Below are 19740 nucleotides of genomic sequence, written 5' to 3' on the forward strand. Positions count from 1 at the left end.
GGCGGGTTGTGGGGTTGCCGGTCTCTCCGTAAAAGATGCCGGACGGGCGGCGCGCCTGCGGGCTATGGTGACAGTTTGACGAACATGATCTTCAAGACAATCTCGCAGGAATGCTCGCATGAGAAGGTTCTGCGCAAGCTCTTCCGGGCCAGATGCGCCTATGACGGGCCGGTGGTCTTCGATGCGCCGCTGATGCTGATCGGGTTCACCAACCGCTGCGGTTCGAACCTGCTTGCGGGCTATCTGCGCGCGGCCCGCAGCGTGACCGGGTTTCAGGAACAGCTCAACCATGACGTGGTCGCGAAGGTCGCGCGCGAGCAGGGGATCGACAGCTTCGTCGATTACATCCGCCATGTCTCGCAGCGGGCCGCGCGGCATGGGTTCAAGGCTGGAGTCGAACAGGTCGCCATGCTGCACCGGCTCGGCATCGCCCGGATGTATCCGTCGGTGCGCGTGCTGCACATCACCCGGCGCGACACGCTGGCACAGGCGGTGTCCTTCTCGATCGCCGACCAGACCAAGCAATGGGTCTCGTGGCAGCCCCGCAGATCCGAGCCGCGCTATGACCGGGCTGATATCGACCGGCGGCTGGACTGGATCGCGCTGCAAAACGAAGCGATGCGCGTGGCGTCCAGGATCTACGGCTTCGCCTATGGCCAGATCACCTATGAGAGCCTGGTCAGATCGCCGTCCGAGGCGGTCGCCCGCGCCGCCACCTTCTTCGGGCTGGAACCGCCCGAGGCGCTGCCGAAACCGGGGCTGACGCGGCAGGCCGATGCGGTCAATGCCGAATTCATCGACCGCTACCTGAAAGACGTCTGGCAGCCCTGAGGGGCGAGGGGAGGGTCAGGGCGGCAGGTCAGCGGCGGAAAAGGCCAATGGCTCGAAGACCGGCTCGCCTTGCATCTCGCGCAGGCCTTGCAGGAATTTCTGCGGCTCGGACGGGTCGAGATGATCCAGCTGCCAAGGCGCGTAGCGCCACCATCTATGGTGCAGGAACGCCGCGATCAGGCCTGGCGGCAGGCGCCATTTCTTGATCACCGCCGGATTGCCCGCCACCACCGCATAGGCCGGCACATCCCTAGACACCACGGCATGGGCCGCGACCACCGCGCCGTCGCCGATGCTGACGCCGGGCGCGATATAGGCGCCATGGCCGATCCAGACATCATTGCCGATACGGGTGATTTTCGCCCGCGTGGGCGGGCCGTCGAAGGCGAACTTGTAGCGGTGATAGCCCTCGGCCCCCTCAAACCCGTTGCCTAGGTCGAAAAGCCGGTCGCCCAGGTAGAAGGCCGGGCTGGTCGAGACCCAGTGCATCGGGTGGTTCTGACGCCCGATCTGCACCTCTTCCCCGAAGGAACAATAGCGCCCGATCCGCGCCCCGAAGCAATAGCCCGAGACCTGGTAGGAAAACGCCCCCAGATGCAGCGAATGCACATATTCGGTCCATTTCAGGCTGGCCGGAGCCTCGATGCGGGTGTCGCGGGGCAGGGTGACGCTGCGCGCGCCCTCGCGGCGCAGAACCTCGATACCGGCAGCGCGCAGCCGGGCGTTCTGGACGGAAACTGTGTTCACCTGGCGGGTCCCTGCCTGTCTTCGATCGTGGTCAGGATGTTCTGGACCAAATCGGCATCGGGCGCAAAGCGAATTGGAACCCCGTTTTCCGCCCGCGCCACCGCCGCGCCCTGCGCGCCGATATCGAAGGCATGGACCGGCAGCCCCGTCGCCAGCGCCTCATGTGTGGTATAGGAAAAGGTCTCGGGCCAGATCGACGGGATAAGCCAGCAGGTGATGCCGTAGCGCGCCACCAGGTCGCCGATCTGATCCAGCCGGTAATCGCCGTGGATGGTCACCTGCCGAGGCAGGCTGAAGGAGGGGTCGATATTGCCCACCAGCACCAGCGACATGGACGGGTCTTTGCGCAGGTGGCGGCCTAGGTCTTCCACAAGCCCCGCGCCTTTCTGATAGCCGATATTGCCCAGAACCCCGATCACGGTCTTGCCCCCGTCCGGCGCGGACAGGCGCGGCACCGGGGCCAGCAACTCATGCGGCCGGACCCGCAGCTTGCGCTCAAGGCCGGGCCAGGCGGCCAGCACATGGTCACGGCTGTTCTCGGAAAAGACGGTGATGCGGGTCGCGCTTTCCAGCACCGCACCCCATTTGCCCTGCCACTCGACCAGGCTGACGCGGGTACCATCGGGACGCGTCGCCACATGGGCCGGATCGGCGCGGTCCGGCGTGACGGGACCGCGATAGATCCCGTCGCCATCGAGCAGGCAATAGGAGGGCGAGACGGGCAGGAAATCGTGAAACAGCACCTCGATCCGGTCACCCGTATGAGCCCGGCAAAGATCACGCAGAATATCGGGCAGGCCGACCGGGTCCAGATCGCCGACACCGCAAGAATAGACAATGCGGCGCGCGCGAATCGGATGAAGCAATTCTTTAACATAACTAAGATTATTCGTCGTTCCCGCGACCTGTCCCGAGGGCAGCCGAATCTCAAGCTGAAACCGCTCGGCGCCACCCACGCGCAGCACGATGGAGCCCTGCCCGCGCGCCAAGTCTTCCGAGATGCCGCGTTGCAGGAAATGCTCGGCCCCGCCGCCTAGGGAATGGGCCAGGTAAATCGGCACCGGGCCTTCGGCGCGTTCGGCCAGCAGCCCAACGGCCAGCGCCAGGCGCGGCGCGACCAGCGGATCGTTACGGATGAACTCCTGCACCTCGCGGTCGAACTCGGGGTAGCGCCCCGACAGGATCGCCCCATTGCGCCGTAGCAGAGCCTGTTTTGCCTCCGATCCGAAGCTTTCCCCGCCGCGATGCTCCACAAAGAGATTGGCCAGGCCGAGGTGCCGCCCGCCAAGCGCGCGGGTCTTCTGGCACCAATCGACCTCCTCGCCGTAGCCGCGCCCAAAATCGGTGTCGAAGCCCGGCACGCGGGCCAGGAAATCCGGGTTCAGCGCCATGCAGAAGCCGACGCCGGTGGGGGCCTCGGGCAGGATCGCCCGGCCATCGAAGCGGCGCGCCAAGGCGTCCAGCGCGTCGCCCTCGCCGGGGACCAGCGGGCAGCGCGTGCTGATCTGAGGCACCGTCATGAGCTCGGCGTCGTTCGACATTGGCGTGACGCTGGCAACGGTTTCATCGCGCAGGATGGGGGCGATCAGGCGGCTGGCCCACCCCCACGGCACCAGCGCGTCGGAATTGAGCAAAATGACCGGATTGTCCTGTTTCAGAGCCTGTTTCAGACCCTTGTTCACGCTGCCGATGAAGCCGAGATTCCTAGGGTTCTCCAAGAGAGTCACGCGATCAGCGCGCGCCCCAGTCCAATCCCGCAGGAAGGGACGCACCCGGTCGTCGGTCGAGCAATCCTCGATCACGATCAGATGCCAGAGCAGATCGGTATTGTCCTCGACCCGGCCCAGAACCTCCGGCAGCAGGTGGAAGACGTTATAGACCGGCAGCACGATGGTGACAGGGCTGTCCAGGGGCTGCGGCGCGGCCCCGGCAAAGAGCCCGTCCTGCATCGGCAGCGCCACCAGCGTCACGTTGAGATGCATCCGCGCCTTGACGCGGGCGCGCCAGACCGGATCGCGGGTGATGAGCCAGCCGACCACGGCGGGCAGCGCGCGGGTGCCGTCGATCACGAAGCGCAAGGAAATGAGCAGGGGGCCGAAGGCGCGCCCCGCCTCGGCCTCATGCTTATGATGCGCCGCGTAGCGCACATAGAGCCCCCGGATGCGGTTCAGCACGGCTCTGCCCCCCGTCTGGACCAGCGGCCCGTTGCAATCACATTCGCCCCCGGATGGCGGAGGCGGGCCGAGATGTATCGCCGCGCGTCCGGCCTGTCCATCAGGGGACGCAGCATTCAGCCCTGGCGGCGGCGAAACAGGTTGCCGATGGTTTGGAACACCAGGTCGAAATCGTAGCAGGTGCTCTGGTGGCGCTGGTAGATCAGGTCGAGCCGGGCCTTGCGCGGGATGCAGATGCGGCAATAGACATCGTCGGTTTCCTCGGCCGTGATGCAGGCTGACAGCAGCCGCCCTTCATGCTTGTGAAAGACGATGGTGGCGAGCCCCGTGACGCCGGGGCGGCTTTTCAGCACCTCGCCGTAGATCTCGGGGAACCGCTCGACATATTCGCGCAGGGGCGGACGCGGCCCGACAAAGCTGAGATCGCCCTTGAGGATGTTCCAGAGCTGTGGAAATTCATCCAGCCGCCTGCGGCGCAGCCTCTCGCCCGTCGGCGTCACCCGCGCCGCCTTATGCGCGCCGGACACGCCGCTGTCGTCATCGACCACGCTCATGGTGCGGAATTTCCACAGCCGGAAACTCTCGGTCGGGGATTTCATGCGCTCGGCGGCATAGAAGATCGGGCGGCCATCCTCGCGCCAGACCACCCAAGCGAACCACAAGATGAAGGGGCCGAGGATCACCACCAAGAGGCTGGCGAAGAAAAGATCGAAGATGCGCTTGCGCCATGTCATGGGCGGGCTGCCTCCTGAAAGGCCCGCCACTCGGCCACTAGGACGGGGGCGGTGCCGCTTGCGGGATCCGGGCGGGTAAAGCGGTTGAGCGCGGCGATGTCCAGCGCAACCTCGGCAATCGCGGTCGCGGGCGCTGCGCGCGGGGTCCAGAGATGGCCTGCGGCTTCCAGCAGCGCGCCCATCTCGACCGTGCCGGGGGCCGCGACATTGAGGATCTCCGGCAGCGTTCGGCCCTGCCCTGCCGCATGGGCCAGACCCGCCAGAACGCCCGCCAGCGTCGTCGGGCCGATATAGCTGCGCCTTGGCGTGCGGCCATCGGGAAACTGGTCCAGCACCAAGGCCGCCCCCTGCCCGACTTGGCCCAGGATCGCGTCGGCCCCCGCGACATTGCCGATGCGCAGGCAGGTGACGGGACCACCCGCCGCCAGCACCGCCTGCTCCATCGCATGTTTCGCAACGCCATAGGGGGCGGCGGGCGTCACCGCATCGCTTTCCCGGCACAATCCCCCGGCCCGGCCATAGACGGCGGCAGAAGAGGCCAGCAGATGCGGCCGCCCGTCCGCGGCCCGCTGCACCGCCAATGCCAGATCGGTATTCAGCCCCATATCGGCACCCGAGGCCGGGGTGACACCGGCGAGGGTCACGATCACATCGGCCCGCGCACAAAGCGCCGTCAGCCCCGCCGGGTCGTCCAGGATATCGCAGCGCGCCCATCCCTCGTGCGCCTGCCCCCGGCTCTGCCAGGTTGGCTCCAGCCCGGCCCCAGGCCGGCCCCAGGCCCATCGCAGCATGCTGCCCAACCGACCTGTGGCCCCCAGAACCAAAACCCGCATAAAATCGCCTTTCTGCGTGGAAGTCATTGACCCTTCGGGCCGGTCCCGTATTTTGCGCCGAAACAGGCACCGCCTTCAATATGCAGCGAGCGTAGCATCTACATGACCCAATTCTGGCGGATCGGCGGGCTTTTCGGCTTATGCCTGCTTCTCGTGGCCTGCGCCCTGCCGCGCGGCGCGGGCATGGAGCGCGAGATCATCAGCGGGTCGAACAATGCCGATGCCGATTTCGCCGTCTACCCCGTCACCCGCGCCTTCCTGCCGACGCTGGCGGAATGGCCCGTCACCGGGGAACCCGAACTGAACTGGATCACCGCCAGCGCCGGGTCGCGTAGCCAGATCATCGCGCCGGGCGACATGGTCTCGATCGCGATCTGGGACAGCAATGACAACTCGCTGCTGACCGCGCCCGAACAGCGTGTCGTGGGCCTCGAGGAGATGCGCGTCAGCGCCAGCGGCACCATCTTCATGCCCTATATCGGCGATCAGCGCATTTCCGGCCTGAGCCCGCAGGCCGCGCGCGCCCGGCTGCAACGCGAGTTGGAGGTGATTATTCCTTCCGCCCAGGTGCAATTGTCGATGTCCGAGGGCCGGGCCAATTCGGTCGACCTGGTCGGCGGTGTAGCCGCCCCCGGCGCCTACCCGATGCCGGATCGCAACTATACTGTGCTCAGCCTGATCTCGCAGGGCGGCGGTGTGCGGGCCGATCTTGCCAATCCGCAGATCCGGCTGATGCGTCAGGGCCATATCTTCGGCACCTCGATCAACCGGCTCTATTCCGAACCGCATCTCGATACCCGCCTCGTGGGCGGCGACCGCGTCATCGTCGAGGAGGACGAGCGCTATTTCCTGTCGCTCGGCGCGGCGGGGCGCCAGGACCAGCACCCGTTCACCCAGGATATCGTCACCGCGCTGGATGCGATGGCGATCATCGGCGGCGTCACCTCCAGCCGCGCCGATCCCGAAGGTATCCTGATCCTGCGCGAATATCCGACCTCGGCGCTGCGCGCCGGTGAACGGGGTCCGCGCATGGAACGCGTCGTCTTCACGCTGGATCTGACCACGTCCGATGGCCTCTTCTCGGCGCGCAATTTCCGCATCCATTCCGGCGACCTCGTGCTGGCGACCGAAAGCCCGGTCACATCCGTGCAAACCGTCTTCGGCCTTGTGGGCAATGTCTTCGGACTGGCACGCAGCGCGAACAGCTTCTGAAGCGATCAGACTGGCATCGCGATCGGGCGGGCGGCGGCAGGGGCCAGCGCGTTGATGCGCGCGATATGCGCGGGCAGGCAGCGGGTCCGGAAATCGTAGTTTTCCACGACATGGGCGCGCGCCGCCACCCCCAGATGGGCGTAATCGCCGGGGGCGACCAGAACCTCGGCCACCTGCGCGGCCAGCGCTTCCGGCTTGAAGAAATCGACCAGCAGGCCGGTTTGCCCATGCGTCATCGCCTCGCGCACCGGGGCCACGTCCGAGGCCACGATGGTCACCCCCATCGACATCGATTCGAGCAGCGACCAGCTGAGGACGAAGGGCACCGTCAGGTAGATATGGCAGCGGCTGATCTGAATGATCTTCTGATAGTCTGCATAAGGCACCCGGCCCAGGAAATGCACCCGGTCCCAATCCAGCCGGTCGCCGACCTCACGCTCCATCCGGGCGCGGTAGCCGCCCTCGTCAGCCGCCTTCTTGCCGTATGACGCCTCGTTGCCGCCGATGATCAGCGCGCGGGCCCTGGGGCGAGCCTCCAGGATATGGGGCAGCGCGCGCATGAAGACATGAAAGCCCCGCGTCGGCTCCATGTTGCGCGCCATATAGGTGAAGATCTCGTCGTCCCGCGTGACGGCGCGCCCCAACCGGTCCAGCATCACAGACGCCTCCGGATCGGGGCGCAGCAGATCGGTGCGGATGCCGTCATGGCAGGTGTAGATCTTTGAATGGAAGCTCTCGGGATATGTGTCACGCTGCCAGCACGTCGGCGATTGCCCCAGATCGACGGTTTCCAGGTTGATGTAATTCACCGCGTTGCGGGCATGCATGATGAAGGGCGTGTGGGGGCCTGAGGGAAATTCCGGGTCGAACCCGACCGAGCCGCCTTGGGCCAGGAAGTAATATTCGAAGAACCCGATCACCGGCACGTCGGGCCAGACAATCTTGGTGAAGGTCAGCTCACCCCACCCGATATGGCCCAGGATCACATCCGGTTTGAACCCGGCCTTGCCCAGGGCCTGGAGTGCCTGCGCCGCGCCGAAGCCCGACCCGGCGCAGTCCTCCCAGTAACGCGACAGCCCATAGGCATCCTTGGCAGGGCGGTGATGCGGGGCGTAGCGAATGATGCGCACACCCTGCATCGGGGCCGGGTTTTCGCGTTGGGTCAGAAAGACGATCTCATGTCCACCCTGCCTCGCCAGCCATTGCAGGATTTCGCGATACTGGCCCGGATAGTTCTGATGGATGAAGAGAAGTTTCATGAGGCCCGCCTTGCGTCACAGAAGACCCCGGAGATACTGCCCGTAGCTGCTCTTGAGGAACATCCGGGCGCGCGCCTCCAGGTCTTCGGCACCGATCCAGCCCTGCTCATAGGCGATCTCGTCCGGGCTGCCGGCCTGCAAGCCCTGCCGCTTTTCCAGCGTGCGCACGAAATTGCCCGCATCGAGCAGGCTGCCATGCGTCCCGGTATCGAGCCAGGCATAGCCGCGCCCCATGGTCTGCACCGAGAGCGCCCCCTCCTCTAGGTAGGTCTGCAGAAGATCCGCGATCTCGACCTCGCCGCGCGGGGACGGTGTGAGGGTGCGGGCGCGGTCGGGCGCGGTGCCATCGAGGAAATAGAGCCCCGTGACGGCATAGTTCGAGGGCGGATCGGCGGGTTTCTCGATGATCGCCTTTGCCGCGCCTGCCGCATCGAACGCCACCACGCCATAGCGTTCGGGATCGGCCACGTGATAGGCGAAGACGGTGCCGCCCGCAGGCTGTTCATCGGCGCGCGCCATCAGCTCGGGCAGCCCGTGGCCGAAGAAGATATTGTCGCCCAGAACCATCGCGGACGGCTGACCCTCCAGGAAATCTTCGGCCAGCAGATAGGCCTGCGCCAGCCCCTCCGGCCTGGGCTGTTTGATATAGGTGAGGTTGACGCCCCATTGCGATCCGTCGCCGAGCGTGCGCTTGAACTGGACCTGGTCATGCGGCGTGGTGATGATGGCGATCTCGCGGATACCCGCCAGCATCAGCACCGAGAGCGGATAATAGACCATCGGCTTGTCATAGATCGGCAGAAGCTGCTTGGAAACGCCGAGCGTGATCGGATAGAGCCGCGTGCCGGTGCCGCCCGCCAATATGATGCCCTTGCGTGCCGTCATGCCTTGCCCGCCTCAAGTTCCGCCAAGACCAGCGCCAGCCCCGCGCGCCAGTCGGGGCGCGGCAGGCCGAAGGTGCGGGTTGTTTCGCAGCAGTCTAGCCGCGAATTGGCCGGGCGCAAGGCAGGGGTCGGGTATTGCGACGACACGATATCGGTGACGGTGCAGGCGATCCCGGCTTGGGCAAAGATTTCGCGCGCGAAACAGGCCCAGGAGACATCCGGAGCACCGCTGAAGTGATAAGTGCCGGTCTTAGTCGCGTCCTGCGCCAATTGCCCTGCAATAGAGATGTTTGCCACAGCGATATCCACCGCCGGCGTCGGCCCGCCGACCTGATCCGAGACGACATTGAGCGTCTCCCGTTCACGTCCGAGCCGCAGCATCGTCTTCACGAAATTATTGCCATGGGCGGAAAACACCCAAGCCGTGCGCAGGATCGCATGCCTGCCCCCTGCCCTGCGTACCGCCCTCTCGCCCGCCAGCTTGGTCCGGCCATAGGCCCCGAGCGGGCCGGTGGGAGCATCGGGGGCGAAGGGGGTCTCGCCCGTGCCGTCGAAGACGTAGTCGGTGGAGATATGGATGAAGGGAATGTCCAGCGCCGCGCAGGTATCGGCCATGACGCCGGGGGCCACGCCATTGACCCGTTCCGCGACCGCCTCATCTACCTCGGCGGCATCGACGCCGGTGAAGGCTGCGGCATTGATCACGGCTTGGGGGTGATGCGCCCGGATAGCTGCGGCGCAGGCGGCGGGGTCGGTCAGTTCGGCGGCCCGCCGGTCCAGAGCGGTGACACCGTCCATCCCTTGCAACTCGCGCGCTACCTGCCCCGTCTTTCCGAACACCAGGATCATGTGCCGGTTCCCAGACGTTGCCCGACGCCATCGCGGGCCTGAAGCGCGCGCCACCAGGCCTCGTTCTCCAGGTACCAGCGCACGGTCCTTTCCAGCCCTTCCTCCAGCGTCACGGAGGGACGCCAACCCAACTCCTCCCGGATACGGGTCGGGTCGATCGCATAGCGCAGATCATGGCCGGGGCGATCCTGAACAAAGGTGATTTGCCCTGAATAGGATCTGTTCAAGGGTCTTTCGCGGTCCAGGATGGCGCAGATCATGCGCACGATGTCGATGTTGCGCGCCTCGTTCTCGCCACCTATATTGTAGCTGCGTCCCACCTGTCCCTTGTCCAGCACCGTCAGCAGCGCATCGGCATGATCCTCGACATAGAGCCAGTCGCGCACGTTCTCGCCCGACCCGTAAACCGGGATCGGTTCACCGGCGAGCGCCTTGAGGATGACCACCGGGATCAGCTTTTCGGGGAAGTGATAAGGTCCGTAATTGTTCGAGCAATTGGTCAGCAGAACCGGCAGCCCATAGGTTTCCCCCCAGGCCCACACCAGGTGGTCGCTGGCAGCCTTGGAGGCCGAATAGGGGCTGCGCGGATCATAGGGCGTGGTTTCGGTGAACTGGCCCGTCTCGCCGAGGCTGCCATAAACCTCATCGGTCGAGATATGGTGAAAGCGGAACCCCTCGGGCCTGCCCTGCCCCGCCCAGTACCGGCGCGCGGCCTCGAGCAGGTTATAGGTGCCGGTGATGTTGGTCTCGATGAAATCACCCGGCGCGTCGATCGAGCGGTCGACATGGGATTCGGCGGCCAGATGCATCACCGCATCGGGCTTATGGGTGTCGAATACAGTGTCTAAAGCGGGGCGATTGCGGATATCAAGATGTTCGAACGCATAGCGCGGGTTGTCCGCGACAGAGGCCACATTCACCAGACAGGCAGCATAGGTCAGCGCGTCGAGATTGATCACCTGATGCCCGCGCGCTACCGCCAGCCGCACCACCGCCGAGCCGATGAACCCCGCGCCCCCTGTCACGAGCAGCTTCATGGCGCGCGCGCCTCCCAGGTGAAGGGGCTGTCGAGATCCTTGAGCCCCGGTGCCGCGGCGTCCTTTTCCGACAGGACCGGCTCCCGCCCCTCAAGCCCCCAGTCGATGCCGATTTCCGGATCATCGAAGCGCACCGCGCCCTCGGTCTGGGGCGCGTAGAGATCGGTGCATTTATAGATGATCTCGGTCTCGGGCTCACGGGTGACGAAGCCATGCAGGAACCCCGCGGGCACCAGCAACTGGCGGCCATTCTCGAAGCTCAGCTCGACCCCGATCCATCGCCCATAGGAGGGGGAGCCCTTGCGGATATCGACCGCGACATCGAAGAGCCGCCCGCGCCCGCAGCGCACCAGCTTGTCCTGGGCATGGGGCGGGGCCTGGAAATGCAAGCCCCGCAAGGTGCCGACCTGGGTCGAGAAGGAATGGTTGTCCTGCACGAAATCATAGGTCAGCCCATGCGCGGCCATGGTCTGTCGGTTCCAGCTCTCGCAGAAAAACCCACGCGCATCGCCAAAGCGGCGCGGCGTCAGGATCTTCACGCCGGAAAGGCGGGTGTCTTCTATCTGCACCGCTTCTTCCCAATTCTTGGCCCATTTTTCGAGCAACGTTTATCAAGATCATTCACTAACGTCACCTTTGCCAGAAATATGGGCTCGCCGAGCGTAGGGTCCATTGAACTGTTCTGACCGGAGGAATCCGAATCTCAATGAAACAACGAGCAGTAGAGAACCCGGTCGAAAGGCCGGGTTTTCTGCTTTCTGGCCTCCACCGCGCGTGGAAAAACGGGCTTCCCGTCGCGCTTACCGGGCTGGAGATCGCGGATGACGGGGAGTCCATAGGACGTGGAACGGGTCGCAACGGTTCGTGGAAATCCGGTTTCTACGGCTGGTGGTGGGGTTTTTCGTGTCGATCTCGGGGGGTGTTCCAAGGATCGTGCCGGATGTTCCGTTTGGAACGGGTTTGCTTGGAACGGCTTTTTTCGTTTGTAATCAGTGTGTTGAGTGGGGGCGTTCCAAGTGTTCCAAGTTCCAAGCCTACATTATAGGGCTACGTGTATATGCGAGTCTCGTTTCCACTTACCGTGGTGGTATTACGGCTACTATTCTATAGTCTCCAAACCAACACCCCTGTTATACTTGGAACACTTGGAACGGCAGGACATAACCCCTTGTTTTTTAAGGCAGAAACCCGTTCCAAGCCACGGGCGGTTGCTTGGAACACCTTGGAACGCTTGGAACGGCAACTGTTTGTGGACGAGAACGGCAGTCCTCCCAACGGTCCGTTGAAAAATTCTGAACCCACAGCCCGGATCGCCGATCTGCCCGGGGACCTCGCCGCCAGGGTCGAGCCGGTCCGCCCCGAACTCGCATCAAGCTATTTGACTTGAAAAGCGGAATATCATGCCATTTGGCTTGATCGAACCCGCACAGCCGCGCAGAAGGTCCGGGGGTGGACCGATATGTCCTGCATTTCTGCACAACGAAAGGGCGATTGCCCCACGGATTATGATTTAGATTGAAGGAATTAGCGGATAACATGAGGCCGACCGCAAGATCATCACGGGAGTCCCCTAGTTAGTTTGAAAAAGTCTCTAATATCGCGCTCTGCGCCCCCCGCGGCAGCCCGAATCACGCAGGAAGGACCCAAAGCGGTCGCCCCTCTGCCGTTGTCAATCCCCAATGAAATTTATTTGTTCCGCGCCGCCGCACAACCGCACAACCGCCCATTGCCCCGCATCCAGGACCACGCACAGCCCCGCAACCCGGCATTGATTCGCCCCGTCAATCAGTCGCCCAAGACAACGTAGGTAATTGGCTCAACCCTAGCCGCGCGCCACGCGCTGTTTCACCCAGGCGAGGAACGCCTTTTGCGGCGCGGTCAGGCGCGGACGGCCCGATCTGACCCAGAAGCCGCGCCATTCCGCCTCGAGCGCATGGACATCCCATCCCGGCGCTAGGGCACGGGCCGCGTCATGCGCCTCGGGGGGTAGCACGGGGACGCTACGGACGGGGCCTTCGACCACGGCATCGCGCAGGGAGAAGCGGATCATATCGTCCACCTCCTCCACCATCTCGTAATCGGGCAGGTGGCCCGCCGCGATCATGTCGCGCAGCATCTTGCGGAAAACGCGTCGCGGGCTGGCCGCGCCGGATTTCTTCAAGAGCAGATCAACCGAGACGCGCCAGCTTTCCTGGCGGCCGCAATGCTTGCGCGCGATCTCGTAGATGCGGCGTTCCAGCGGTTTTCGCAGGCGGAAATAATCGCGGCTGAGGGTGAGGACCGATTTCGCCATCACCGCGCGGTAGAGCCACTCGCTAAGCGTCACCGCGACGCTGACCATGCGGCCGCCGCGCGCGTGGCGCACGATCTCCCAGGACTCGATCAGGCCGAAACCGCTCGTCACGTCATGACCGCCGGTTTCCAGGTTGGTGGTGATGCGGGTGCCGGCGAGCCGCTCGAAGGCCGCCTTGAGACGGCGATAGGCATCTCCGCTGGTTTCACGGTTGGTGGCGACCAGAAGGTCATGCGCGCGCAGATGCAGCCGGCGGCTGACGGACTTGCCGGCATTCAGCGCCGCCATTAGCTGGCTGATGCAATAGATCAGGATGTCCTTGTCGTGGATCGTGGCCAGCCCCTTGACGCTTGGCGTGACCTCGATTTCGACATCGTTATGGGCATAGCGCAGGATGCGTCGGTCGGGGCGCGTCGACAGCGAGAAGATCGGGTGCTCCATCGTCACCATGTCATCCTTGGGGATGGCATCGAAAATATCGCAGAGGAAGAAATCCCCCTGCGGGTGACGATCAGGCAAAAGCCTGCCCGAACTGGTGATGGAACTGCTCACGGGGACCCGACTCGGTGTTTCGTGGTTTTATTGACGCCAACCCTAGAGTTATCCACAGGAGCCGTCCAGCGCTGCCATCGTGGGTTTGGAGTCGGATCAGCGGGGGTTTGGAATCGTTTTATCGGGGGTTCGGAATCGGCTGGCTCATACGAAACACCTGAAACCCGGGTGAAAAGAAGGCATTGCCAGATCGGGAAAAGCCCTTAACACATATATAACACATCTCTAACAGGGCAGATTTTTTCGCCACAGACAGTTCACCCAGCCCTTTGCCCTGTAATTGCTGAGAAATCACACCTGAGGTGCGGCTTTTCCTTCCATGTCATGCGTTTTCGCGTATATTGAAGAAAACACGGCACATGAGGCGCGGGCATGGCGAAGGACAGTGTGGGGACACCCCCCTATTTCAATATCGATCCTGATGCGGCACTGGCGGAGTTGGATGCGCCGCTGTCGACTGCGGGCTTTTCGCGGATTGCGCAGGCCTGTGCGCAGGGACGCACCGATCTCGCCTCGCGCGGGATGGACGAAGAGGGGCAGAAACGCCTGCGGCTCTTTTCGACCTGGGAGATCACCCGCTACCTGATTCCGGTGGCCCAGGCCCATTTCCGCCGCGTGCTGAAGCAGAACTCTGACCTGCCGCAAGGCCGTTCCGAGACCGAGGGCGGAGCCAAGTGGTTCACGCTCGATGAGGTGCTGCGCCTGCGCAGCCATTTCGCCTCCGAGGGGTCCAAGGCCAAGGAGTATCGCCCCTACCGACCCGAGGGGCTGGCGGCCAAGCTGGTGGCAGTCGCCAACTTCAAGGGCGGGGTCGGCAAGACCTCAACCTGCGCACATCTGGCGATGTCAGCGGCACTAGATGGCTACAAGGTTCTGGTGATCGACCTGGATTCCCAAGGTTCCATGACCTCGATCTTCGGTGGCCGTGTCGAAGATGAATGGCAGACGGTCTTCCCGCTTCTGGCGCGCCATTATGCAGGCTATCTACGGGCCGAGAACCAGCGCCGGATGGATCGCGGCGAAGCGCCCCAACCCCTTGATGAGACCCTGTCCGAGGCTCTTTCCATCACCGCCGACGACATCATTCAAAAAACGCATTGGCCCAATATCGACCTCATCGGCGCGCAGCTCAACCTCTACTGGGCCGAGTTTCAGATCCCGGTCTGGCGCATGAACGGGCGTGGCTGGAAACTGTGGGATGCGCTGACCGACATGTTGCAGGCCGACGGGGTACTGGACGCCTATGACCTCGTCTTCATCGACACGCCCCCTGCCCTTGGCTACCTGACCATCAACGGGCTGGCCGCGGCCGATATCCTACTGGTTCCGCTCGGCGCCTCTTTCCTGGAGTTCGACAGCACCGGGCGTTTCTTCGACATGCTGCACTCCACCTTCGCCTCGATCGAGGAGGGGGAGAACATGGCCGCCCGCGCGCTCGGCCGCGACGAGATGGCGTTTCAATGGGACGCGGTGCGCGCTGTGATCACACGCTACGATGACAGCCAGCAGGCCGAGCTTGGCGCCCTGATGCAGGCCTATCTGGGCCGGACGCTCAGCCCGCACCGGCAGGGCTACACTGCCTTGATCGGCCAGGCGGGCGAGCAGGTCTCGGGCATCTACGAGGCCGATTACCGCGACTTCAACCGCGAGACCTATGCAAGGGGTCGCGAGACATTCGACGCCACATATGCCGCGTTCAAGCGGCTGCTCTTGGGCATCTGGCGGCGTGAGGAACTGGCGGCGAAGAAGACAGATAAACTTGGGGCCGCATGAGGCTGAGATTAGTCTCTAAACCTACATTTAGAGACTGACAGAGACGGAGAGCATGATGGCAAAACGCAGACGCCTGACCCCGGCCCGGATCGGTATGTGGGAGGACGAGGCCGCCACCCCTGCCGCTCCCATCGCGCGGGTGGCGGGCGATGCCTCGACCGTCTCGGCGCTTGAGGAGGTCACGGCCGAACTGGCCCGCGCCCGCAGCGAAGGGCGGCTGGTGCAGGCCCTGCCCCTTGATGCGGTTGACGAAGGCTACCTTGTTCGGGACCGGATCCTGGCCGATGACGAGGATCTGAAAGCCCTGGTCGACAGCATCCGCGCGCGTGGCCAACAGACCCCAATCGAGGTCGTGGCGCTGGAGGGCGGGCGCTATGGGTTGATCTCGGGCTGGCGCCGCCTGGCCGCCCTGCGTCGCTTGCAGGCGGAGACGGGGGAGGAGTCTTTTGCCCTTGTGCAGGCCCTGCTGCGCACGCCTGAAACCGCGTCCGATGCCTATGTGGCGATGGTCGAGGAAAACGAGATCCGGGTCGGTCTCACCTATTTCGAGCGCGCCCGGATCGCCCTGAAGGCGGTGGAACAGGGCGTGTTCGCAGACCGGCGCGCGGCGCTTCAGGGGCTTTTCGGCTCCGCCTCGCGCGCGCGGCGCTCCAAGATCGGCAGCTTCATCCCCGTGGTCGCCGCACTGGACGGGGCCCTGCGCTTTCCGGCCTCGCTGACGGAACGGCTCGGGCTCAGGCTTGCCAAGGCGATGGAAGGCTCTGAAACCATTGCACAGACCCTGAAACAGACCCTTTTGCGGGATGCGCCTGCAAGCCTGGAGGCGGAACAGGCGCTGATCTCCAAGGCGTTGACCCCGCCGCCCAAGCCGCGCGGCAACCGGCCCGGAATGCGCGAACTGCGCCCCGGCCTGTCGGTGCGCGAAACCGCTAAGGGCGTCACCATCAGCGGGGCCGCGCTGACGCCAGAGCTGAAGGCGCAACTGCTCAACTGGCTGGAATCGCCCCGGTGAGCCCCCGTTTCGCATGCGAAACATTCCCCCTGCCCTTCCCTTCCTTCATCGGTTAAGGGGTGCGGCATGACAAAGACCAGTGACATGATCCGAGAAACCGCCGCCCGTGTGCTCCGTATCGAAGGCGAAGCCGTGAGCGCCATGGCCGACGCCCTGCCCGAGGATTTCGAGGCCGCGGTCGAGGCGATCCTGGCCGTGAAGGGCCGCGTCATCCTGTCGGGCATGGGCAAGTCGGGCCATATCGCGCGCAAGATCTGCGCGACGCTGGCGTCGACCGGCACGCCCTCCTATTACGTGCATCCCGCCGAGGCGAGCCATGGCGACCTGGGTATGATCACACCCGATGACCTCTGCATCTTGATGTCGAACTCGGGCGAAACCGCCGAGCTCGGCGATCTTGTCGCCCATGCCGCGCGGTTTTCCATCCCGATGATCGCGGTGTCGAAGAACCCCGACAGCACCCTGATGAAGGCCGCCGATCTGCGCCTGACCCTGCCACAGGCGACCGAGGCCTGCTCCATCGGCATGGTGCCGACCACTTCGACCACGCTGACGCTGGCGCTTGGCGACGCGCTGGCCGTCGCGGTGATGGAGCGGCGCGGGTTTCTGGCCGAGCATTTCCACACCTTCCATCCCGGCGGCAAACTGGGCGCGCAGCTGGCCAAGGTCTCGCAACTGATGCATGACGGCGACGCGCTGCCGCTGGTCAGCGAGGCCATGCCGATGCCCGATGTGCTTCTGGTGATGACCGAAAAAGGCTTCGGCATCGCCGGCGTGACGCGGGGCGACCGGTTGACGGGCGTGATCACTGACGGCGATTTGCGCCGCAACATGGACGGGCTGATGGACAAGCGCGCGGGCGATGTCGCGACCCAGAACCCGCGCTCCATCGCGCCCGACATGCTGGCCGCCGAGGCACTGGCGATGATGTCGGGCAAGATCACCGCGCTCTTCGTGGTGGACGGGCAGGGCGCGCCGGTGGGGCTGCTGCATCTGCATGACTGCCTGCGGGCGGGCGTAGTCTAACCCCGCCCCACGGCGTCATAGGCCTCGAACCCGGCCTTTCTCGCATCCTTCGCCGAATAGATATTGCGCAGGTCGGCCAGGCGAGGCGTCGCCATCTTCTTCGCGATCCGCTTCAGGTCTAGCGCCCGGAACTCGTTCCATTCCGTCAGGATCACCAGCAGATCGGCGTTGTTCACAGCCTTGTAGGGGTCCTCCATCCAGTTGACGCCCGGCAGCAGGGCCTCGCCCTCGCGCCGGCCTTGCGGGTCCACTACGCGCACCTTGGCCCCTGCCCCTACCAGCGCCGGGATCACGGTCAGCGACGGGGCCGCGCGCATGTCGTCTGTATTGGGTTTGAAGGTCACGCCCAGGATGGCGATGGTCTTGCCGTTGAAGACCCCGTCGCAAAGGTCGCGCAGCTTCTCGATCATCCGCACCTTCATAGCCTCGTTCACCCGGATCACGGTCTCTACGATATTCTGCGGCATTGCGTGTTCCTGCCCGATCCGGGCCAGCGCGCTGGTGTCCTTGGGAAAACACGAGCCGCCGTAGCCGGGACCGGCATGCAGGAACTTGTTGCCGATGCGCCCGTCCAACCCCATGCCGCGGCTGACTTCCTTCACGTCCGCTCCGACGCGCTCACACAAGGCGGCGATCTCGTTGATGAAGGTGATCTTGGTCGCTAGGAACGCATTGGCCGCGTATTTGATCATCTCGGCGCTTTCCAGGTCGGTGGAGACGATGGGGAAATCGCGCAGGTAGAGCGGTCGGTAGATCTCCTCCATCACCTCACCCGCGCGCGTGTTCTGCACGCCGACCACGACCCTGTCGGGCTTCATGAAATCGTCGATCGCGGCCCCTTCGCGCAGGAACTCGGGGTTCGAGGCGACATCGAACTCCGCCCCCGGCACCGCCTTCAGGATTGCCTGCTTGATCTTGCGGTTGGTGCCGAGCGGCACGGTGGATTTGGTGACGATGACGGCATAGCCGGTCAGCGCCTGCGCCACCTCTTCCGCTGCGGCCATCACGTAGGACAGATCGGCATGGCCATCGCCGCGCCGCGTGGGCGTGCCGACGGCGATGAACACGGCCTCGGCCCCGGCGACGGCGGCCCCCAGATCGGTGGTGAAGGAGAGCCGCCCGGCCTCCACATTCTTGGCCATCAGCGCTTCAAGCCCCGGCTCGTAGATCGGCACCTCGCCAGCCTCCAGCCGCGCGATCTTGGCCGGGTCTTTGTCGACGCAGATCACGTCATGGCCGAAATCGGAAAAACAGACGCCGGAGACCAGGCCGACATAGCCCGTTCCGATCATTGCGATACGCATCGTGTGACTGCCCCTATGCCTTTTGCGCGAATCCTAGCATCGGCGGCGCAAAAAGCGAGGGCTCAAACGCCGTAATAGCTTTGATACCACGCGACGAACCGCGCCACGCCCTCCGTGACCTGCGTTTCGGGGCGGTAGCCGGTCAACCGCTGCAACAGGCCTGTATCGGCCCAGGTGGCGGGCACGTCTCCGGGTTGCATCTCCATGAAGTTTTTCCGGGCCGTTCGGCCTAGTGCGGTTTCGATTGCCGCGATGAAGTCCATCAGCGGAACAGGCTCTGAATTGCCGATATTGACGATGCGGAACGGGGCCACGGGGGACAGGCTGTCGCCTTCGGGGATGTGCTCGGGCGTGGCGGGACGGGCAGGGGGGGTGTCGATCAGGCGCATGATCCCGTCGACCAGATCGGTCACATAGGTGAAGTCGCGCTGCATCTTCCCGTGATTGTAGATGTCGATGGGGCGGCCTTCCAAGATCGCCCTGGTGAACTTGAAGAGGGCCATATCGGGTCGCCCCCAGGGGCCATAGACAGTGAAGAAGCGAAACAGGGTCGTGGGCAGGTCGTAGAGATGCGCATAGCTATGCGCCATGGCCTCGTTCGCCTTCTTTGTGGCGGCGTAGAAGGACATCGGGAAATCGGCCTTCTGTGTCTCTGCATAAGGCATTTCGACACTTGCGCCATAGGCCGAACTGGTCGAGGCCAGCAACATATGCGCGGGCGGATGGGCGCGGGCGGCCTCCAGCAGGCGGAACGTGCCGATGAGGTTGGCCTCGACGTAAGACTCGGGGTTCTCGATCGAATAGCGTACCCCGGCCTGTGCGGCGAGATGGATCACGGCATCGGGTTTGTGGGTGGCGCAAAGCGCCACCAGCACGCCGGGAGTCTCGATGCGGGATGTTTCGGTGCGAAACGAAGGGTGGTCCAGCAATTGCGCCTGCCGGGCCTTTTTCAGGGTTACATCATAGTACTCGGTCAGCGCGTCGATGCCGATGACCTGCCAGCCCTCGGCCAGCAAACGCTGGCAGAGGTGAAAGCCGATGAACCCGGCCGAACCGGTGACAAGCGCAGTGCGCGGCGGGGCAGGGGGCATGGGCCGGGATCCTCGTGCATGAGCCTAGTGTGCCAGACCTAGCAGCGCCGGGCAGCCCCACCAATCCCTTTCCCGCCCGTCAGACGAAGACGAACATGTCGGTATCGAAGTCGCTGATGGTGGTGTCCT

At 64.3% G+C, this 19740-nt stretch carries 17 protein-coding genes; 5 read left to right on the plus strand and 12 right to left on the minus strand.

What is annotated here, in order from left to right; translation table 11 throughout:
• The first annotated feature begins 84 nt into the window (after positions 1-84).
• Positions 85-831, plus strand: coding sequence for a Stf0 family sulfotransferase (locus HNS34_RS17990; RefSeq protein ID WP_172321481.1), 747 nt, complete (start codon positions 85-87; stop codon positions 829-831).
• Positions 832-846: 15 nt separating this feature from the next.
• On the opposite strand, the gene HNS34_RS17995 is transcribed toward HNS34_RS17990, so the two are convergent.
• The 4 genes from HNS34_RS17995 to HNS34_RS18010 all read right to left on the minus strand — a co-directional run bounded on the left by HNS34_RS17995 (position 847) and on the right by HNS34_RS18010 (position 5319).
• Entirely contained in the window at positions 847-1578 is a 732-nt protein-coding gene (locus HNS34_RS17995) for a CatB-related O-acetyltransferase (protein ID WP_328700572.1), read from the minus strand.
• Positions 1575-3752, minus strand: a complete 2178-nt coding sequence (locus tag HNS34_RS18000; RefSeq protein WP_172321482.1) for a glycosyltransferase — start codon at positions 3750-3752, stop codon at positions 1575-1577. Before HNS34_RS18000 ends, HNS34_RS17995 begins: the two co-directional genes overlap by 4 nt.
• A 116-nt stretch (positions 3753-3868) precedes the next feature.
• Complete coding sequence (locus HNS34_RS18005) at positions 3869-4486, minus strand: sugar transferase (protein WP_172321483.1); 618 nt, start codon at positions 4484-4486, stop codon at positions 3869-3871.
• Entirely contained in the window at positions 4483-5319 is an 837-nt protein-coding gene (locus HNS34_RS18010; RefSeq protein WP_172321484.1) for an NAD-dependent epimerase/dehydratase family protein, read from the minus strand. The genes HNS34_RS18005 and HNS34_RS18010 overlap by 4 nt, the downstream gene beginning before the upstream one ends.
• Before the next feature lie 102 nt (positions 5320-5421).
• Between HNS34_RS18010 and HNS34_RS18015 the strand changes: the two genes are divergently transcribed.
• Entirely contained in the window at positions 5422-6531 is a 1110-nt protein-coding gene (locus tag HNS34_RS18015) for a polysaccharide biosynthesis/export family protein (RefSeq protein WP_172321485.1), read from the plus strand.
• A gap of 5 nt (positions 6532-6536) precedes the next feature.
• On the opposite strand, the gene HNS34_RS18020 is transcribed toward HNS34_RS18015, so the two are convergent.
• The 6 genes from HNS34_RS18020 to HNS34_RS18045 all read right to left on the minus strand — a co-directional run bounded on the left by HNS34_RS18020 (position 6537) and on the right by HNS34_RS18045 (position 13405).
• Positions 6537-7790, minus strand: coding sequence for a glycosyltransferase family 4 protein (locus tag HNS34_RS18020; RefSeq protein ID WP_172321486.1), 1254 nt, complete (start codon positions 7788-7790; stop codon positions 6537-6539).
• A gap of 15 nt (positions 7791-7805) precedes the next feature.
• A complete protein-coding gene (gene rfbA / locus HNS34_RS18025; protein WP_172321487.1) occupies positions 7806-8675 on the minus strand; it encodes a glucose-1-phosphate thymidylyltransferase RfbA in 870 nt (289 codons plus the stop codon).
• Positions 8672-9523: a dTDP-4-dehydrorhamnose reductase gene (gene rfbD / locus HNS34_RS18030; protein ID WP_172321488.1), complete on the minus strand. Its 852-nt coding sequence runs from the start codon at positions 9521-9523 to the stop codon at positions 8672-8674. The genes rfbA and rfbD overlap by 4 nt, the downstream gene beginning before the upstream one ends.
• Complete coding sequence (gene rfbB / locus HNS34_RS18035) at positions 9520-10560, minus strand: dTDP-glucose 4,6-dehydratase (RefSeq protein WP_172321489.1); 1041 nt, start codon at positions 10558-10560, stop codon at positions 9520-9522. The genes rfbD and rfbB overlap by 4 nt, the downstream gene beginning before the upstream one ends.
• On the minus strand, positions 10557-11129 hold the full coding sequence (gene rfbC, locus HNS34_RS18040; RefSeq protein WP_172321490.1) for a dTDP-4-dehydrorhamnose 3,5-epimerase: 573 nt from the start codon (positions 11127-11129) through the stop codon (positions 10557-10559). The genes rfbB and rfbC overlap by 4 nt, the downstream gene beginning before the upstream one ends.
• A gap of 1253 nt (positions 11130-12382) precedes the next feature.
• Positions 12383-13405, minus strand: a complete 1023-nt coding sequence (locus tag HNS34_RS18045) for a replication initiator protein A (RefSeq protein ID WP_328700573.1) — start codon at positions 13403-13405, stop codon at positions 12383-12385.
• A 372-nt stretch (positions 13406-13777) separates the two neighbouring features.
• On the opposite strand from HNS34_RS18045, the gene HNS34_RS18050 reads away from it, so the two are divergent.
• The 3 genes from HNS34_RS18050 (at position 13778) to HNS34_RS18060 (ending at position 17216) form a co-directional block, all read left to right on the plus strand.
• Positions 13778-15178: an AAA family ATPase gene (locus HNS34_RS18050; protein ID WP_172321491.1), complete on the plus strand. Its 1401-nt coding sequence runs from the start codon at positions 13778-13780 to the stop codon at positions 15176-15178.
• A 55-nt stretch (positions 15179-15233) separates the two neighbouring features.
• Positions 15234-16190 carry a ParB N-terminal domain-containing protein gene (locus tag HNS34_RS18055; RefSeq protein ID WP_172321492.1) on the plus strand — a complete coding sequence of 319 codons (957 nt, stop codon included), beginning with the start codon at positions 15234-15236 and terminating at the stop codon, positions 16188-16190.
• A gap of 66 nt (positions 16191-16256) precedes the next feature.
• Positions 16257-17216: a KpsF/GutQ family sugar-phosphate isomerase gene (locus HNS34_RS18060; protein ID WP_172321493.1), complete on the plus strand. Its 960-nt coding sequence runs from the start codon at positions 16257-16259 to the stop codon at positions 17214-17216.
• Here HNS34_RS18060 and HNS34_RS18065 read toward each other — a convergent pair.
• Together HNS34_RS18065 and HNS34_RS18070 are read right to left on the minus strand one after the other, a co-directional pair.
• Entirely contained in the window at positions 17213-18520 is a 1308-nt protein-coding gene (locus tag HNS34_RS18065; protein WP_172321494.1) for a UDP-glucose dehydrogenase family protein, read from the minus strand. The two genes, HNS34_RS18060 and HNS34_RS18065, sit on opposite strands and share 4 nt — an antisense overlap.
• Before the next feature lie 62 nt (positions 18521-18582).
• On the minus strand, positions 18583-19611 hold the full coding sequence (locus tag HNS34_RS18070; RefSeq protein WP_172321495.1) for an SDR family NAD(P)-dependent oxidoreductase: 1029 nt from the start codon (positions 19609-19611) through the stop codon (positions 18583-18585).
• Positions 19612-19740 lie beyond the last annotated feature (129 nt).

Origin of the sequence: Alterinioella nitratireducens, from assembly GCF_013155465.1 — a bacterium.
Taxonomy (GTDB): domain Bacteria; phylum Pseudomonadota; class Alphaproteobacteria; order Rhodobacterales; family Rhodobacteraceae; genus Alterinioella; species Alterinioella nitratireducens.

What these genes read in the sequence shown, in the direction of transcription:
- HNS34_RS18065 (WP_172321494.1), bottom strand. Translation starts at nt 18,520, where the DNA reads ATGCGTATCGCAATGATCGGAACGGGCTATGTCGGCCTGGTCTCCGGC.
- rfbD (WP_172321488.1), bottom strand. Translation starts at nt 9,523, where the DNA reads ATGATCCTGGTGTTCGGAAAGACGGGGCAGGTAGCGCGCGAGTTGCAA.
- HNS34_RS18010 (WP_172321484.1), bottom strand. Translation starts at nt 5,319, where the DNA reads ATGCGGGTTTTGGTTCTGGGGGCCACAGGTCGGTTGGGCAGCATGCTG.
- HNS34_RS17990 (WP_172321481.1), top strand. Translation starts at nt 85, where the DNA reads ATGATCTTCAAGACAATCTCGCAGGAATGCTCGCATGAGAAGGTTCTG.
- HNS34_RS18060 (WP_172321493.1), top strand. Translation starts at nt 16,257, where the DNA reads ATGACAAAGACCAGTGACATGATCCGAGAAACCGCCGCCCGTGTGCTC.
- HNS34_RS18050 (WP_172321491.1), top strand. Translation starts at nt 13,778, where the DNA reads ATGGCGAAGGACAGTGTGGGGACACCCCCCTATTTCAATATCGATCCT.
- HNS34_RS18005 (WP_172321483.1), bottom strand. Translation starts at nt 4,486, where the DNA reads ATGACATGGCGCAAGCGCATCTTCGATCTTTTCTTCGCCAGCCTCTTG.
- HNS34_RS18070 (WP_172321495.1), bottom strand. Translation starts at nt 19,611, where the DNA reads ATGCCCCCTGCCCCGCCGCGCACTGCGCTTGTCACCGGTTCGGCCGGG.
- rfbB (WP_172321489.1), bottom strand. Translation starts at nt 10,560, where the DNA reads ATGAAGCTGCTCGTGACAGGGGGCGCGGGGTTCATCGGCTCGGCGGTG.
- HNS34_RS18020 (WP_172321486.1), bottom strand. Translation starts at nt 7,790, where the DNA reads ATGAAACTTCTCTTCATCCATCAGAACTATCCGGGCCAGTATCGCGAA.
- rfbA (WP_172321487.1), bottom strand. Translation starts at nt 8,675, where the DNA reads ATGACGGCACGCAAGGGCATCATATTGGCGGGCGGCACCGGCACGCGG.
- HNS34_RS18015 (WP_172321485.1), top strand. Translation starts at nt 5,422, where the DNA reads ATGACCCAATTCTGGCGGATCGGCGGGCTTTTCGGCTTATGCCTGCTT.
- HNS34_RS18055 (WP_172321492.1), top strand. Translation starts at nt 15,234, where the DNA reads ATGGCAAAACGCAGACGCCTGACCCCGGCCCGGATCGGTATGTGGGAG.